At 64.3% G+C, this 16,054-nt stretch carries 14 protein-coding genes; 7 read left to right on the plus strand and 7 right to left on the minus strand.

The annotated features are described in order from the left end of the window. Nucleotides 1-59: 59 nt before the first annotated feature. The gene (locus ACZ6YI_RS08405; protein WP_465778231.1) at nucleotides 60-491 is read right to left on the minus strand and encodes a DUF421 domain-containing protein; all 432 of its coding nucleotides are present in this window, start codon (nucleotides 489-491) and stop codon (nucleotides 60-62) included. 366 nt (nucleotides 492-857) lie between these two features. Here ACZ6YI_RS08405 and ACZ6YI_RS08410 point away from each other — a divergent pair, with 366 nt between their 5' ends. The 4 genes from ACZ6YI_RS08410 to ACZ6YI_RS08425 are packed head-to-tail and all read left to right on the plus strand — an operon-like array spanning nucleotide 858 to nucleotide 3,987. Further along, nucleotides 858-1,397: a response regulator gene (locus tag ACZ6YI_RS08410; RefSeq protein WP_465778232.1), complete on the plus strand. Its 540-nt coding sequence runs from the start codon at nucleotides 858-860 to the stop codon at nucleotides 1,395-1,397. 39 nt (nucleotides 1,398-1,436) lie between these two features. After that, nucleotides 1,437-2,183 carry a histidine phosphatase family protein gene (locus tag ACZ6YI_RS08415; protein ID WP_465778233.1) on the plus strand — a complete coding sequence of 249 codons (747 nt, stop codon included), beginning with the start codon at nucleotides 1,437-1,439 and terminating at the stop codon, nucleotides 2,181-2,183. Beyond that, a complete protein-coding gene (locus ACZ6YI_RS08420; RefSeq protein WP_465778234.1) occupies nucleotides 2,183-3,040 on the plus strand; it encodes an NAD(P)H-hydrate dehydratase in 858 nt (285 codons plus the stop codon). The genes ACZ6YI_RS08415 and ACZ6YI_RS08420 overlap by 1 nt, the downstream gene beginning before the upstream one ends. A 2-nt stretch (nucleotides 3,041-3,042) precedes the next feature. Further along, nucleotides 3,043-3,987 (plus strand): NAD(P)/FAD-dependent oxidoreductase, encoded by a 945-nt coding sequence (locus ACZ6YI_RS08425; RefSeq protein ID WP_465778235.1) that lies wholly within the window; start codon nucleotides 3,043-3,045, stop codon nucleotides 3,985-3,987. Between the two features lie 81 nt (nucleotides 3,988-4,068). Here the strand turns inward: ACZ6YI_RS08425 and ACZ6YI_RS08430 are convergent, their stop codons facing one another. From ACZ6YI_RS08430 to ACZ6YI_RS08440, 3 genes are all read right to left on the minus strand, one after another. Next, nucleotides 4,069-4,761, minus strand: coding sequence for a hypothetical protein (locus ACZ6YI_RS08430; RefSeq protein ID WP_465778236.1), 693 nt, complete (start codon nucleotides 4,759-4,761; stop codon nucleotides 4,069-4,071). After that, a complete protein-coding gene (locus tag ACZ6YI_RS08435) occupies nucleotides 4,761-6,041 on the minus strand; it encodes an NRAMP family divalent metal transporter (RefSeq protein ID WP_465778237.1) in 1,281 nt (426 codons plus the stop codon). Before ACZ6YI_RS08435 ends, ACZ6YI_RS08430 begins: the two co-directional genes overlap by 1 nt. Before the next feature lie 106 nt (nucleotides 6,042-6,147). Then, nucleotides 6,148-6,570: a low affinity iron permease family protein gene (locus tag ACZ6YI_RS08440; protein WP_465778238.1), complete on the minus strand. Its 423-nt coding sequence runs from the start codon at nucleotides 6,568-6,570 to the stop codon at nucleotides 6,148-6,150. A 191-nt stretch (nucleotides 6,571-6,761) separates the two neighbouring features. Here ACZ6YI_RS08440 and ACZ6YI_RS08445 point away from each other — a divergent pair, with 191 nt between their 5' ends. Further along, a complete protein-coding gene (locus ACZ6YI_RS08445) occupies nucleotides 6,762-10,181 on the plus strand; it encodes a response regulator (RefSeq protein ID WP_465778239.1) in 3,420 nt (1,139 codons plus the stop codon). Nucleotides 10,182-10,235: 54 nt separating this feature from the next. On the opposite strand, the gene ACZ6YI_RS08450 is transcribed toward ACZ6YI_RS08445, so the two are convergent. Beyond that, entirely contained in the window at nucleotides 10,236-10,700 is a 465-nt protein-coding gene (locus ACZ6YI_RS08450) for a hemerythrin domain-containing protein (protein ID WP_465778240.1), read from the minus strand. Between the two features lie 328 nt (nucleotides 10,701-11,028). Here ACZ6YI_RS08450 and ACZ6YI_RS08455 point away from each other — a divergent pair, with 328 nt between their 5' ends. After that, entirely contained in the window at nucleotides 11,029-11,493 is a 465-nt protein-coding gene (locus ACZ6YI_RS08455; RefSeq protein WP_465778241.1) for an Hsp20 family protein, read from the plus strand. A 372-nt stretch (nucleotides 11,494-11,865) separates the two neighbouring features. Here ACZ6YI_RS08455 and ACZ6YI_RS08460 read toward each other — a convergent pair whose 3' ends face one another. Further along, a complete protein-coding gene (locus ACZ6YI_RS08460) occupies nucleotides 11,866-13,503 on the minus strand; it encodes a hypothetical protein (RefSeq protein ID WP_465778242.1) in 1,638 nt (545 codons plus the stop codon). Nucleotides 13,504-13,520: 17 nt separating this feature from the next. Then, complete coding sequence (locus tag ACZ6YI_RS08465; protein WP_465778243.1) at nucleotides 13,521-15,098, minus strand: arylsulfatase; 1,578 nt, start codon at nucleotides 15,096-15,098, stop codon at nucleotides 13,521-13,523. A 240-nt stretch (nucleotides 15,099-15,338) separates the two neighbouring features. Between ACZ6YI_RS08465 and ACZ6YI_RS08470 the strand changes: the two genes are divergently transcribed. Continuing rightward, entirely contained in the window at nucleotides 15,339-16,022 is a 684-nt protein-coding gene (locus ACZ6YI_RS08470; protein ID WP_465778244.1) for a response regulator transcription factor, read from the plus strand. Nucleotides 16,023-16,054 lie beyond the last annotated feature (32 nt).

Genomic DNA, 16,054 nt, shown 5'->3' on the forward strand with positions numbered 1-16,054 from the left:
GTAGCTAACCTCGCCGCCCGTGAACGCGCCGCATCGGGCGGGTCCTCGGCGTTACGACCCTAGTCACGCTGCCTCACCAGCGTGATCTTCCCGTTCGGCTCGAGACGACCCAGGACGATGTCGCGCTCGTCCTCCAGGCCAACGGCGTGCAGCGCGCGGTCCAGCGCGGCGTCGGTCAGGTTTTGCCGCCGAAGCGCCTTCGGATCGCGCTGCCCTTCGCGAATGAGGACGGTGGGGAAGCCCTCCATCACGCGATTGAACCAAGGGGCGCGGGCTGACGCCCAGGCGATGGCCTTGTCGGCCAGCAAGATGCCGATCACGCCAAGAAACGGTCCAGCCAGACCGTGATCGTCGCCAATGATGGCCGTGCGTAGCGTGCCGCCGGCCAGTGCGATGACCACGACATCGAAGGCGGACAATTCGCCGAAACTGCGCTTGCCGGCCAGGCGCATAAGGATCAGCAATCCGAGGTAGGTGATCGCGCCGCGCACGAGAAATGTCCACCACGGCGCCGAAAGAGTAAAAACGTCTTGCATCGTGAGACCCTGAACAGTCCGAAGGCCACCACAGTGCACACGACCGTGCCGGCAACGCAACCGCGAGGCGCGGGTCCGACCGTAACCGCGCCTTGGGCACGCCGCGTGCGCCGTGGGAGACGCAGACGGTCGTCAGGGCTTCCGACGCGACGGTGCCCGCACCGGATCGCGATGTCCGAGCGCACGGCGGGAGCGGCGGGGCCGCTTATCGGGCGTCCGCGCCACGCCGGTCCAGCGTGCTCCCTCGCTGTCAACGAGCCGTGAAAGCATGCGCGGCCAGGCTAGGGCAGGCTAGCGCCCGGTATGTGTCACGGCGATCTCGTGAGTAGGCTTCCCCGGCTGGACGGCCACCGCATCCCGGTGGCGGAAGATAACGACATCATGGCCGAGCTTGGGGCATCCGTCCTTGAAGGCGAAGGGGCCCAGATCGTGGCCCCGGTGACCGGGATCACACAGGCGATGAGAGCGATCGAGCAGCATGTCCCCCATGCAGCCGTGCTCGACGTTCAGTTATCCGACGGCCTGTCGTTTCCTGTGGCTAGCGCGTTGTTGGCACGCTCGATCCCTTATGCGTTCGTCGCATCCTTCGACAGCCGTGACTTGCCAGCGGACCTTGACCGAAGCGTAATGCGGCCTAAGCCGACGTCGGTGGCGTCCCTGATCGACGCCGTGGAAGGCCTGATTCGCGGGAGTTGCGCATCGGGTGCGCCAGACACCTCGGACGCCATACGCTGCGCACACCCGCCACAGCGCCAGTGCCCCGGAAGGGATTATCAGGGCCAGGGAGTCGGTCAAGCTGCGAAACCGCAGCGGTTGCGCTGTGCGTTGTGCTGCGCTTCCCACGCCGAGTTCACGGGATGACCGGGATCCTGAGCCGGTCAAGGCGACGCTGGAACGATCATGCAGGAAAAAGCGGGCAAGCTTTACATCGTCCGGCACGGGCAAAGTGCGGGGAATGTGTTGCGCGATCACGCTGAAGCGGCTGGCGACGAGCTGATTGCGTTGAACAACCGCGATGCGGACACACCGCTGTCGCCGTTGGGCCACGCGCAGGCGCAAGCCCTGGGCGAATGGCTGGCAAGCTTGCCGGCCAACGAGCGTCCCGACACCATCCTGTCCTCGCCGTTCGTGCGCGCCCATCAGACCGCGGCGGCGCTCGCACAAGCCCTGGCGCTCGACGCGTCCGCTATCGAGGTCGATGAACGCTTACGCGAGAAGGAGTTCGGCATCCTTGATCGCTACACCCGCAAGGGCATCGAGACGAAGTACCCGGAGCTGGCCGCCCAGCGCGGCCTGGTTGGCAAGTTTTACTTCCGGCCGCCAGGCGGGGAGAGCTGGTGCGACGTCATCCTTCGCCTGCGCAGCGTGGTCGACGGCATTCGCCTGACACGGCCGGATTGCCGCGTGGTCGTGGTCGGCCACCAGGTCATCGTCAACTGTTTTCGTTACCTGCTCGAGGGTATGCGTGAGTCGGACATTCTGGCGATTGACCGTGAAGGTGACTTTCCCAACTGCGGCTATGCCGAATATGACGTCGTGAAAGACCCCGCGGTGACCTTTCGCCTGCGGCACGGACGCGTCGTCCCGCCGCCGGTGCGCGAGGTCGCCGTCACCGGCGAAGCCGACGTTCCGGCGGGGCCGCGTTGATGGACGCGGCACGGCTTACCCGCGCGACCCTGCGCCGCTGGCCGCTGCCGTCGGCCGCGGATAGCACGAGCAAGGAAGACCGGGGCAGGGTGGCGGTCGTCGGCGGCTCACGCGCCGTACCTGGCGCCGTGCTCCTGGCCGGTGAGGCGGCCTTGCGCGCCGGTGCAGGCAAGCTGGTGACGCTGACGGCGATGTCGCTGAGCGAAACCATGGCTCTGGTGATGCCTGAGTCGGCGGTCATCGGGGTAGCCCTCGATGCATCGGGTGAGCTCGGCGCGCTGGACAGCGGGGCGGTCGACCGCCTGCGCGATGCGGCGGTCGTGCTTGTGGGGCCCGGCATGGCGACGGGCGCGTCGCCCGCCTCGGCGCAGGTCGCCCGAGCGGCCCGCGTCGTCGTCGCGGATGCCGGGAGCCTGCATGCCGACGCCTTAAAGCCAGCGCACGGGCGGCTGGTGATTACGCCGCACGCGGCCGAGATGGCTGACTTGCTCAACCTGCGCCCGGATGAAGTCGTGCGGCACAGCCCCGAGCTCGCCTGCGAAGCGGCGGTCGAATTCGGCGCGGTGGTAGTACTGAAGGGCGTCACGACGTGGATTGCGACGCCCGCCGGCGAGCTGTGGCGGCACGAGGTTGACGCGCCGGGGCTGGGCACCTCGGGGTCGGGCGATGTGTTGGCTGGCGTCCTCACCGGACTCGTTGCGCGCGGGGCGAGCCTGGCGCAAGCGGCGTGCTGGGCCGTGGCGGTGCATGCGCGCGCCGGCGTGATGGCGTCGCGCCAGATCGCCCCGGTCGGCTTTCTCGCGCGGGAACTCCTGCCGCGCATTCCCCAGATACTGGCTCGGCTCGAGGCGCGTTGACTATGACCGGTCCGACCGCGCCGACGGTGTATGACTGCGTCATCGTCGGAGCCGGGCCGGCGGGGCTGACGGCTGCCACCTATCTGGCGCGTTACCACCGGCGCATCCTGATCATCGACGCTGGCCAGTCACGTGCCCGCTGGATCCCTATCAGTCACAACTGTCCGGGCTATCCGTTCGGCGTCGCCGGCAGCGAACTGCTGTCGCACTTCCGCGCCCAGGCCGAACACTACGGCACCCGCGTGCGCGAGGCCGAGGTGACGACGGTCGAGCGCCATGACTCAGGCTTTGTAGTGCGGACGACCCATGAAGCGTTGGTCGCGCGCACCGTCCTGGTGGCCAGTGGCATTGTCGACACCTTGCCGGAAATCTCGGACGCCGCCGCGGCGATCGCCTCGGGCGCCATGCGCCTGTGCGCCGTGTGTGACGGCTATGAGGCGCGCGACGAGGCGATCGCGGTGCATGGGCCAATTGACCAGGCACTTCAGCACGCCCGCTTCCTGCGGACCTTTTCATCGCAGGTCACGGTCATCGGTGGCCCGGGCGACAAGGCAACCGAACGACAGATCGACGATGGCGCGCGGATGGGCGTGGCGGTCCTTCCACCCCTGGCACGTCTGGCCTTCGACGACAGCGGATGCACCGCGCACACGCGCGATGGCGGCACCCACCGATTCGACACGCTGTATCCGGTACTGGGCTGTACGCCGTCGACTCGGTTCTTGCACGCGCTTGCGCCGCGCCTCGACGAGGATGGCAAGCTCGTCACCGACGCGACGATGCAAACTAGTGTGCCCGGCCTCTACGCCGCTGGCGACGTAGTGGCGGGACTGAATCAGGTCAGCGTGGCGGTCGGCCAAGGCGCGATCGCCGCCACGCGCATCCACCACTGCCTGCCGAGCAACCTGCGCGAAGCCAGCGCAGATGCCAAACCGGTCTCGCGCTAACGTCGTTGGACAACGTGGGGCGGGGCGCCGATGCTGCGAATGTGCGCGCCGCCTGCGGGCGTTCCGTGCGCCCCGGCGGGGTCAGAAGGCCTTATTCCACCCCAGCGTCAGCCATCGATCATGGCGGGCCAGACTGTTGGCTCCGCCCAGCAGATCGATGCTGCTCTTGCCTGCGATCCAGCGAATGCCCGCCTGAGAGACCGACGGGCCCTGGGACGAGCGCAGGTGTTCAATCAGCAAGGTGATGACCTCGCTGGCTTTCCACTCCACACCCACTCCCGCCAGCGGGCGGAAGTGGCTTCCTTGCCGTCGCAGTTCGCCCAACTCCGCGTTGAGGCTCCAACGTTTGGCCGCATCCAGGACGAAGGTGGCCGCGCCGTAGGTGCTTTGAGTCAGTACATGCCCGTTGCTGTAGGTGACATTGGCCTGCAGGGCCAGGCCCCACGACGCCTTGTCCGGATCGCGGAGCATCCATTTGACTGCCGGGGCTTCCTGGTGCTGGAACGGATGCGCTTGTGCTGCGACGCCCACGGTCCATTCAACGGGCCCGATGCTGCATGCCGGATTCGCGGTCAGCAGCGACTGGCCACCGGCCAGGGCCTGGACCCAGGACTCCAGCTGACAATGCCCGGCCGGCGTGACCGAGGCGTCATCCACCAGATAGGCGCCGCCGGCCCCCCGCGCCGGCATACCGACGCCCCCGCAGAGGCCGGCGATCGCGATGAGCCTGAGATATCCGGCGGATCGATGAACGGCCCGCGGCGGCTTGCGCACTAGCTCCCCTTGCCCATGGTCGCGAACATCACGACCGCCGCCGCCAACATCACGAGCGTGGCGATCCATCCGAGGATCTGCAGCCCGCGGCCTGGGCAATGCTCGCCCATGGTGGCGGGCCGACCGGCGATGATCATGATGGCCACCATCATCGGCACGGCGCAGACGCCATTGACCACCGCGCTCCAGTACAACGCCCGCACCGGATCGATCGGGGTGAGGTTGAGCAGGGCACCGAACAGCATGGCGCCCACAAGCACCCCATAGAACACCTTCGCCTTGCCCGGCCTGTGCTCCAGCCCGTACGGCGCATGCAGGGCACCGGCGACCGTGAAGGCGGTAGCACCGGCCAGTACCGGTACGGCGAGCATGCCGGTGCCGACAATGCCCATGGAGAAGAGGGCGAACGCGAAGCGCCCGGCGACGGGTTTGAGCGCCTGGGCCGCTTCCGAGGACGACTTGATATCGGTCTTGCCGTGCGCGTGCAGGACCACGGCCGCGGTGAGGATGATGAAAAAGGCCACCACATTGGAGACCACCATGCCCACGGAGGTATCGAAGGCGATCCGCCGCAGTGCGTCGGGCGCCTGGTGGCCGGCCTGCTTCAATGGCTCCCGCTCGTCGCTCTCGCGGATCTCCTCCACCTCCTGAGCGGCCTGCCAGCTGAAGAGGTAGGGGCTGATCGTCGTGCCCAGGATGGCCACGATCGCGGTGGCGTATGCGGCGGTGCCCTGGAAGGCCGGCACAATGGTGCCTTTGAGCGCCTCGTCCCAGGGCACCTTAACTGCGAAGACCGTGGCGACATAAGTGAGCAAGCTCAAGGCCAGGAATTTAAGGATCGGCGCGTAGCGACCGAAGGGGACATAGACCTGCAAAACGGTCGATACGACGGCCAGGACACAGGCGTACACCAGGGTAGGCCCGCCGACCAGCAGGTTGACCGCCGCACCCATCGCGCCCAAATCGGCGCCGATGTTGATGACGTTGGCCACGACTAACAAGACCGCGAGGATCCAGACCCAGAAGGCCGGGAAATTTCGCGTCATGTTGTCCGCCAGTCCACGCCCGGTGACCCGGCCGATCCGCGCGCTGATGAGCTGAATGCCGATCATCAAGGGCAGGGCGAGTAACAGCGTCCACAGCGTGGCGAAACCATACTTCGCACCGACCTGCGAATAAGTCGCCACGCCGCTGGGATCATCGTCGGCCGCCCCCGTGACCAGTCCCGCACCCAGACGTTTCCACCACGGCGTGTTCGACGAAGAAGAGGTCTGGGTCATGGCACGCTCGATCCGAAATCAGGCGGAGCAGGAAGGGGTAATCGGCATAGCCGTGCCGAGCAAAGCCAGGATCCCGGCACGACAGCGTGCCGGGCGTTTCGTCAACCTACTGCGAAGGGCTCCTGTCGCTGGTCGCTTGCACCGCGGTGTCCTTGCCCACGCCGCCGCGTGCGTTCGCCGCCTTGCGTACATAGGCCTTGCGCAGTTTGTCGAGCGTGGCCTGGTCCAGCCCCTCCAGGTCCATTACCTCATTGTTGGCGTGTTGCAACGCGCCGATGATTTCGTCCAGCTTCAGATGCACGGCGCACGCGTCGCGGTTTTGCGAGCTCTGGATGAGAAACACCATGAGGAAGGTGACGATCGTCGTGCCGGTATTGATGACCAGTTGCCAGGTTTCGCTGTAATGGAACAACGGACCGCAGGCAGCCCACACAGCGACCAGCGCAGCCGCACCAATCGACGCGGTCGGAGAACCCGCGGCGCTTGCTGCCCAGGTGGTCAAACGATTGAAAAGTGAACCCTTGGCCACGCGCCATCTCCCAATAAACATCTAGTGTATAGACGCCTTGTACCTTTCTTGCACCTTTCATGCCCCCCCCCCTGCACGGCGGAGCGTGGTCGATTTTTTGCCACCGGCCGTCGCGTGGCGTGAGCTGGCGGTGCGCGGACAATCGAGCCACCGATAGCCCACTGAGCACGTGGTACCGTAAGGGGTTGCCCTTGCTAGCGATCCTCATGAGCTCCTCAACGACGACCTTCTCCCGCACGTCACGCGCCGATGGCCGCACCTGGCTGGCTCTGGGTACGGTGATCCTGTTTTTTGTCGCCAGTGGCTGGCTGGCGGGCAGCAACGTGCAAGCCATCCAGATCGGCAACGCCAACGTCATGCGCTCGCGCGAGGCGATCGCGGCACTGACCAACGTGCTGTCCAGCTTGCAGGATGCCGAAACCGGCCAGCGGGGGTATCTGCTGACAGGCAACGAGGCCTACCTGGAACCCTACCGCGCCGCGATCGACGTCATCCCCGGCCGCCTGGACGTCGCGCGCGCGGCGCTGGCGGACGATCCCGCGCAACTGGCCCGGCTGGTGGAGTTGAAGGCCCGTGCCGAGGACAAGCTGGCCGAACTGGCCCAGACCATCGCCCTTCGCCGCGACCAGGGCCTGGACGCCGCGCTGGCCGTGGTCAATTCCGACCGCGGCAAGGCGGCGATGGACGATATCCGGACGCGGCTCGGCGCGATGGGTGCGGCCGAAGCTGAGCAGCGCGCTCGGCGATTGAATGAGATGGAGCGCGCGTACACTACCGCTTTGGTCTCCGGTGGCGCGAGTGCGTTGCTTGGCATTGGCCTTACCGTGTTCGTTGGCGTGCTCATCCGGCGTACCAGCCGTGCTCGCCAGCGTGAGGCGTGGCTACAGGCAGGACGGCTGGAGCTGGCCAACGTGCTGGCGGGTGAGCAATCGGCCGAGCAACTCGGCCACGCCGTGGTATCGCTGCTAACCCGGCTCACCGGCGCGCAGGCCGCCATAGCCTTCGCCACTGATCGAGCACGGCTGGTCCCGCTTGCGAGTGCCGGCCTGGCGAACGCCGCCGCCCTCCACGATATGAGCACTGATGCCAGCCTGCTCGGTCGCGCATTGGCCGACCAACGCCCGCTGCTGATCCATGACGTGCCTGAAACGTACTTCAAGATCGGATCGGGGCTCGGCGAGGCGGTGCCGCGCCATCTGGTGATCGCCCCGGCGGCAAGCGATGGTCAGGTCCTGGGCGCGGTTGAGCTTGGCTTCTTCCAGGCCGTGGGCGAGGAAGTCATGGACTTGCTTACCCAGGCGTCAGCCGCTATTGCGGTGGCGCTGCGCTCAGCCGCATACCGTGCCGACCTGGCGCGCCTGCTGGAGGAAACCCAGCGCCAGGCCGAAGAGCTGCAGACCCAGAGTGAGGAACTGCGCGTCTCCAACGAGGAGCTCGAAGAACAGAGTCAGGCCTTGCGCACCTCGCAGGCCGAACTGGAAAGCCAGCAAGCCGAACTGGAACAGACCAACGTCCAGCTTGCCGAACAAGCCGACGAGCTGGAAGCGCAACGTGATGCGCTGGCCGCGGCGAATCTGGCAATGGACGCCAAGGCCCAGGAAGTACAGAAGGCCAGCCAGTACAAAAGCGAGTTCCTGGCCAACATGTCGCACGAGTTGCGCACGCCGCTGAACTCCGCGCTGATCCTCTCGCGGCTGCTGGCCGACAACCCAAAAGGCAATCTGACGGATGAGCAGGTGAAATTCGCCCAGACGATCCATGCCTCCGGTACCGATCTGCTGGTCCTGATCAACGACATCCTTGACCTGTCCAAGATCGAGGCCGGTCATGTGGAACTTCACGTGGAGCCGCTCACCGTCGAGCGCTTGCTCAGCGACCTCGTGGCACTGTTCGAGCCGATCGCCCAAGACAAAGGCCTGACCTTTTCCGTGGTCGCGGATCCGGACTGCCCACCGGTGATCGAGAGCGACCGCCAACGCATCGAGCAGGTCCTGAAGAACCTGCTCGCCAACGCGATCAAGTTCACCGAGACGGGCGCTGTGGGTGTACGAGTGCGGGCCGAGCGCGGCGGGCGAATCCGCTTCGATGTCACCGATACCGGCATCGGCATCCCCGTCGATCAGCAGGGCCGGATCTTCGGCGCCTTTCAGCAGGCGGATGGATCGATCAGCCGACGCTTCGGTGGCACCGGCCTGGGGCTGTCAATTTCACAGGAGCTCGCCCACCTCCTGGGCGGCGAGATCGCCGTAGCCAGTGAACCGGGACGCGGCAGCACCTTCAGCCTGTCGATCGCAACTCGTCTGGAGCCTCAGACCGCGCCGCGGGCCGCCGCGCCCAGCTCACCGCCGGAGCCAGCCATGCCGGCACCGGCGGTGTCTGTCCAGCCCACGCCGGCGGCCGGTACGCGACCGACCATGCGGCGAACGGACGAGCGACTGATCCTTATCGTCGAGGATGAGCCGGTGTTCGCCGATATCGTGGGCGAACGCGCGAAAGCGTTGGGCTTTGGTACGCTCGTCGCCGCTTCCGCGGCCGAGGGTATACGCCTGGCCCGCGAGCATCTGCCCGACGCGGTGGTGTTGGACATCGGGCTGCCGGATCAGTCGGGTCTTTACGTGCTGGATACCCTCAAGCACGACATGCGTACGCGGCATATTCCCGTACACATCGTTTCGGCGGCTGATCATACCCACGCGGCTCTGTCGCTGGGTGCGATGGGTTACCTGGTCAAGCCTGTCACGCCCGAAGCCCTGACTGAGGCGCTTACGTCGCTCGAACGCCGGCTGTCGCTGCGGCCGCGGCGCGTACTGGTGGTCGAAGACGATGCGGTGCAACTCGATGCGGTCCGCCGGCTGCTGAACTCGGCCGAGGTGGAGACCGTCGGCGCGCGCAACGCGGCCGAATGCCTGGAACAGTTGACCCACCACACGTTCGATTGCATGGTCCTGGACCTTTCGCTTCCGGACACGTCGGGCTTCGCGCTGCTGGAGACGTTGAGCACGAGCCAGACCCACGCGTTCCCGCCGGTCATCGTCTATACCGGCCGCGAGCTCTCGGCGGCCGACGAGCAGCGCCTGCGCCGGTATTCGCGCTCAATCATCATCAAGGGCGCCCGTTCGCCCGAGCGCCTGCTCGATGAGGTGACCCTGTTCCTGCATCGCGTGATCCAGGAACTGCCCGAGACCCAGCAGGGAATGATTCGCCTCGCCAAGGACCGCGACGCGGTTCTCGAGGGCAAGCGGATCCTGCTGGCCGAGGATGACGTGCGAAATGTGTTCGCCCTGATGAACGTACTCGAGCCGCATGGATGCACCGTGTCGATCGCCCGAAACGGGCAAGAGGCCGTCGATGCGCTAACCCACGCTCCGGCGGACGAGCCGGTCGACGTGGTGCTGATGGACATCATGATGCCCGTCAAGGACGGCTTCACGGCGATGCGGGAAATCCGGCAAAACCCGCGCTGGGCGAAGCTGCCCATCATTGCGCTGACAGCGAAGGCGATGGCCGACGACCAGGCCCAGTGCCTGGCCGCGGGGGCAAATGACTACATGGCAAAACCGCTGGATGTGGATAAGCTGCTGTCGCTTTTACGCGTATGGCTGACCGGCTAGATGTTGGCTGACCGCGCCCGTGCTATTTCATGGGCGCCGACGTGAGGGTCAGGGTCAGCCGCGCTTGAACTCGGCCAGAAGCTCTTGCTTGCGGGCGAGCATCGCCTCGCCCAGTTCCCCGAGCTGCGTTTTACTAAGCAATTTCTTTGCGTCCTTGAACATTTCCGACTCCTCTTCCTCAATGTGGTGTTCAATGAGCTCCTTGAGGACCTTGGCACGACCTGAGAATTGCTCCGTCGAGGGGTCGGTGTTGAGCAGATCCGGCAGGACAAGGTCCTCGGCAGCACGGTGCTCTTCGAGGGCCTCGAAATACATCTTGGCCTCCTCCTTCTGGCCCGCCGCCTTAAACGCCGGGTAGAAAATCTCTTCCTCGATAGTGGTATGCGCTTTCAGGTTCGTGGCAATCTGACGAAGCAGCTCGCCGCGTTTCTTGACGGCGCGCGTGGTCGACTCGGCAAGGCTGCCCAGCAATTCCTTCACGAGCACATGGTCCTGCTTCAAAAGAGCGATAGCGTCCATTGGGCATCTCCGGGCGGTGGCTGGGAGAGGCGAGGGTGGCAAGCGAGTCGTGACGCCCGTGTCGAGTAGATCGCTGCGGCCAAAGACAACGCGCGCCAGCGCGGCACGCTGCACGAGCCCGTGACCGTCCCGGCGACGCCAAGGCGGGGGGCTGGCGTGGCCGTCACTGCGTAGCCTCAGCCTTTTTCTGGTGGCTAAACGAAGGGTGAATCAGGCCCCTTGAAGACGCGTGGCAAAGCCCTATCTGCCTATCGCCGGCAGCTGCCGGCCTGGCCTGGACGACAGGCGAGCACCCATTCCATGTCCTTGCACTCTCGGAGGATCTGCCATGCGTACTCATTTCGACATCGCCCCGCTCAACCGTGCAGCCACGGGTCTTGACCGCGTCTTCGACCTGCTGGAGGCCACGGCACAGCGGCAGGGAGATGACTTCCCGCCCTTTGACTCCATCCGTCTTTCCGACGACCGCTTCCGCCTGACGATCGCCGTGCCCGGGTTCACCGACGACGAGGTAGCCGTGACCGTCCACAAGGGCGCACTCATCGTTAGCGGTGAGCGCAAGTCAGAACCCCAGGGCCACTACCTGCACCGAGGTATCGCCGCTCGGGTGTTCTGCCGCCGCTTCCAGCTCGCCGAACACATGGAGGTGACCGGAGCGACCCTTGCCCACGGCTTGCTTACCATCGATCTGGCGCGAGAGCTTCCCGAGGCCGAGAAGCCGCGGACCATTCCGGTGAGCGTCGCGCCGGAGCGGGGGGAATCATTGCGTCACATAGAGCGCAACGTTGCCTGATAGAGAGGCCCGCCTCCCGCCCGGGAGGCGGGATTTTTTGATGGCAAAACCGACGGACTCGAACCCGCAGTGGTGCGTCACCGCCGACGACCTCGCATGGGTGGATTCCCGGCGCCCCCCGCGTCGACCCACCCGCCGCGAGTGCGTGGCGTGTCGTCACTACCTGCCAGACACGGTGAATCCGCAAGGCGGCCTTGGCCGATGCCGGAAGCGAACCGGCCTGAGTGTTTTTCCGGGCGTCGATATGCACTGTGGGTTCTGGGCCCACGCTGCCGTGCAGCGTTCGGATGGCCCGGGAAGAGGTCCCCGAGACGGGCGAGCACCGCGAACCCCGTCCGAAGCGCAGTGACTGCGACGGAGGGGCCGTGGCCGCTACTCGGCGCTGGAGCCGACGATCACGCGCTTGATCGTAAACACGCCACCGATCAACAGGTCACCGTTCTGCATGATGGTGGTGATACCGCCCAGTGCATTCCAGCGCCGGCTATCGTTCGGAAACGGCCAGCGGGCCTTGATTCGGCCATTCATCCAGTCAATGCCGACATATTCGTACACACCATTTTCTTTGTGGGCGGCATACATGAGGCCGGTTGCGGCGGATACCACAGGGACCATGATGTCGGTATTGTCGATCCTGGGGTTGATCCATGCTTTCTCGAAGGCGTGCGTGGAGGGGTTCCAGGTAAACTTTTCGATGCCGAGCGGGGCAGGGCGCGTCACGCCACCGGTGAACGCGTTTCCCGGGCCGGCGGGCAATGGCTTGGGATAGGTGCTGTTGAGGAACGCCACGCCATAACCGAGCACGTTAGGCGATGGCTCGATTGTGAGCCTGCTGATCTCGATCCGTGCCTGATCGGCAATGCGCCGGGACTTCGTTCCAGGCTTTTGCTTAAAGTCGGTAGGGATCGCATCGCGCCAGAAGGCGACCGCATTTGCGCCGCCTTCGGCCGCGTCGGCGATAACCACGAGCTTGTCCGGGTCGTTGCCGAAGCCCATCAGGCTTGGCGTGGTTCCCGAGCCACGCGAGATGGCGCCCATCGCGAGGGCTTGCTCACCCGGCACGCTGTCATACTCGCTGGACCAGGCGCCATCCTTCTCGTCGGTCGATAACTTCTGACCATTCCAGACCACTTTAAGCATGCGCTTTGACGTGACCACGTAGATGCCATTCTTGTCGTCGATGACGATGCTGTTGTCGACGGCTTCGTCGCCAAAAACTACGTACGATTTCACGTTCAGGTCGCGATCGAGCATGATCAGTGCGCCTGGCGCGGCGGCCGCCAGGTAGCCGTCATAGGTCATGTTGAGGCCAATGATTCGAGTCACCCCCTTTGCCACATCCGCTGGCAAAGCCTTGGCCACGTCGGCGGTCTTGACCGTGCGGATCGGTCCCCGCACGACATTATCGTCCGTGCTCTTCAATACCTTCGTGCCACCGAACACGCAGTAATGAAAGCCGTCCTTGTCGAATAGGTTGTACACGCCGTTGATACCGCTTTGCATATTGAGTCCAGCCTCACCCAGGGACGTTAGGCCGCGGAGGATGGCCTTTTCATCTTTCGCCCGGTATGCGGCATCCAGCTTCGCCAAGGAACGCTCGAGCGCAGCGGGCGTCGCTTTCTGCGCCGCGGATTCAAAGCCAGGATACGGTTTCAACGTCCCGATAGGTTCAAATGCGTTTCCTGTCACCAGGATCTTTTGCACGCCGATCGCGCCGCTGGCAAAGGCAACAATATCCGTGCCTACGTGTTTCATCGTGGGGTTCGAGGTGATCAGTGTCGGCACGGTTTTGACATCCGACGCCGTGAGCTTCTTGCCGGCCGTCGGTCCGGCGATCCCTACCGCATCGGTGGCCGCCGGATTAAAGTGCGAAGTGGGATAGACGCTATCGGCGAGCCAAGGGTTCCTGGCGGGCATGTTGGGTGCGTTCTGGCCCATCGCTACCGGCGACCCGCCCAAGGCGCTCGTGCCCAACACCAGCAGCGCCGGCCATATCCGGAACATAGTCATAGCACTCTCCCGATATATTAGCGGCCAGGACCTTTCGCCGCCGCATCCATAATCTTCTCAACGACGTCGTCAACGTTGAAGCTCGCCGACTTCTGCCGAGGCGGAAATTCGTTAAACGACTGCAACCATCTGGCCACAACCGCTTGGGCGGGGACAATGAAAAACAGTTGATTGGACGTCTGGAACGGCAGACCGGTCTCGTCCGCTCGCTCGAAAGGATCCGAACGGAGGTTATAGGCGCGTGGGATGCGGTAGTTGGTGAATTCGCGCGTCCAGACGTCGAGCCCCTTGTGCAGCTGCTGAAGAAAGTTCAGTTTGATGTTCTTCAATCGTATGCCGCACAGTTGGCCATCGTCGTTCCAATAAATGAACTCCTGGCGCGGCCAGTGTTCCGAGAAACTCAGCCCTGTCGCGGCACCTTCTGCTTTTTTCACCGGGCCATTGCGGTGCGCCTGTAGCGCGTCCTTGAGGTTGTAGCCATCAAGGTGAACATGAAAGGATTTGTCGCCCAACGACGTGCCTTTGAGCAGACGCTCCTTCACCGTGGTGTCACCGGCCGCAGCGGCGAAGGTGGGCAGAAGATCTTCGTGTGCGCAAATATCATTGATGACCGAGCCGGGTTCGATCACGCCCGGCCAGCGGATCACCATCGGCACACGAAAGGCACCCTCCCAGTTCGTGGCTTTTTCACCGCGGAAGGGCGTTTGGCCACCATCGGGATAGCTGAGCACCTCAGCGCCGTTGTCGGTGGTGAACACGACGATGGTATCCTGCGTAATGCCAAGTGCATCCAGTTTGTCGAGGAACTGGCCGACGAATCCGTCCAGTTCGACCATGCCATCGGGATACAGACCCAGTCCCGTCACGCCCTGTGAAGATGGTTTCAGGTGCGTCCAAACGTGCATGCGCGTGGTGTTCATGTAGCAAAAGAACGGCGTCCCCGCTTTCGCCTGCCGCTCTATGAAATCCAGCGCACCGGCAACGAACTCCTCGTCGACCGTCTCCATGCGCTTTCTGGTCAACGGACCGGTGTCCTCGACGACTTGCTTTCCGACGGTGCCCCGCCGCGGCTCGTCGGTTGTATCCTCCTTGTCGGTGGCCCTCGCCCTCAGGACGCCGCGCGGTCCGAACAAACTCTTGAAACGCGGATCCTTTGGGTATTGCGGATCCTCAGGTTCTTCTTCGGCATTGAGGTGGTAGAGGTTGCCGAAGAATTCGGCGAAGCCGTGAACGGTGGGTAGGTACTTGTTCTTGTCGCCCAGATGATTCTTTCCAAACTGTCCGGACACGTATCCAAGCGGGCCGAGCACGTCGGCAATCGTTGGATCCTCTGCCTGGATGCCGATGTCGGCGCCCGGCAGTCCCACCTTGGTCAAGCCCGGGCGTATTGGACATTGCCCTGTAATAAATGCCGCGCGTCCCGCGGTGCAGCTTTGCTGACCGTACCAATCGGTGAACAGGGCGCCCTCATGGGCTATGCGGTCGATGTTGGGCGTCCAGTAGCCCATCATGCCGCGGTGATAGCAACTCGGGTTCATCCAGCCGATATCGTCACCCATGATGACCAGGATGTTGGGTTTGGACTTCGCTTCCATGAGAATATCTCTTCTGCGTGGTTGGAGACGCATGATCCATGGCGTCCGGGCCGCTACGCATCGGAAGACACAGCGGTAATTCGTAGGTAGAATTACGGTCCCGCGCGAACAGCGACGACTATTTGCGGGGTACGGGCGAGGCGGCAACGCGGCCGAAATTGTCTAAGTAAATGTTCGGCAGACGCGCCGGATGAACGCGAGGCACGCTAGCGCCCGTTGCGGCGCGAGCAGAGGGGGCGCATGTACTTCAATGGCGGGGAGCCGCAAATAGAGGCAGTTCTGCCGCGGGCCGTTCTTGCCGATCATCACCGAATGGTCAGTGAGGCATTGTCCCGACTCCTTGACCGCACCGTCCAGGTGGCCGCCCTGGCCAACTCGGTGCGGGCGCTCGCCGACGCGGTCAGTACGCATGTGCCGGATATTGTAGTCTCGGAGGTTGCAATGGCCGATGGCAGTGTCATCGACGCCTTGGCCAGCCTTCGCGATGCGGGGAACCAAACCCCGTTCGTGTTTGTGAGCGGACAGAGCGAACCGTCGCTGGTAGCAAAAGCGATCCGTTCCGGAGCCTCCGGCTACATAGTGAAAAGCGGCAGTAGCGCCGAATTGGTCGCGGGCGTCGCGCAGTGTCTTGCTGGCGGCGCATTCGTGAGCCCCTGCGTCCCCTCAGCGGTGGTGAAGGGGCAGATCAAAGACATCTACCAACTCTCTCGGCGCCAGTCTCAGGTGCTCGGGCTGCTTGCAAAAGGCCTCCGGAACAAGGTGGCTGCCGCGGAGCTAGGGGTATCGGTCCGAACGCTTGAATCCCACCGCTTTCAACTGTATCAGCTGTTCGACGTACACAACGCGATTGAACTCGTCCGCAAGGCCGAGGCCGTCGGTGCTCTCGTTCGCCATCCGGCGCCCAACGGGGGTAGCACTGCTTAGGGCAACACATACGTGCTTACCGGTTGCGGCGC

The organism is Luteibacter sp. NPDC104163 (assembly GCF_055584245.1).

Excerpts from the sequence above, each read along its gene's own strand:
- ACZ6YI_RS08415 (WP_465778233.1), top strand. The coding sequence starts at position 1,437 with ATGCAGGAAAAAGCGGGCAAGCTTTACATCGTCCGGCACGGGCAAAGT.
- ACZ6YI_RS08420 (WP_465778234.1), top strand. The coding sequence starts at position 2,183 with ATGGACGCGGCACGGCTTACCCGCGCGACCCTGCGCCGCTGGCCGCTG.
- ACZ6YI_RS08425 (WP_465778235.1), top strand. The coding sequence starts at position 3,043 with ATGACCGGTCCGACCGCGCCGACGGTGTATGACTGCGTCATCGTCGGA.
- ACZ6YI_RS08435 (WP_465778237.1), bottom strand. The coding sequence starts at position 6,041 with ATGACCCAGACCTCTTCTTCGTCGAACACGCCGTGGTGGAAACGTCTG.
- ACZ6YI_RS08450 (WP_465778240.1), bottom strand. The coding sequence starts at position 10,700 with ATGGACGCTATCGCTCTTTTGAAGCAGGACCATGTGCTCGTGAAGGAA.
- ACZ6YI_RS08455 (WP_465778241.1), top strand. The coding sequence starts at position 11,029 with ATGCGTACTCATTTCGACATCGCCCCGCTCAACCGTGCAGCCACGGGT.
- ACZ6YI_RS08460 (WP_465778242.1), bottom strand. The coding sequence starts at position 13,503 with ATGACTATGTTCCGGATATGGCCGGCGCTGCTGGTGTTGGGCACGAGC.
- ACZ6YI_RS08465 (WP_465778243.1), bottom strand. The coding sequence starts at position 15,098 with ATGGAAGCGAAGTCCAAACCCAACATCCTGGTCATCATGGGTGACGAT.
- ACZ6YI_RS08470 (WP_465778244.1), top strand. The coding sequence starts at position 15,339 with ATGTACTTCAATGGCGGGGAGCCGCAAATAGAGGCAGTTCTGCCGCGG.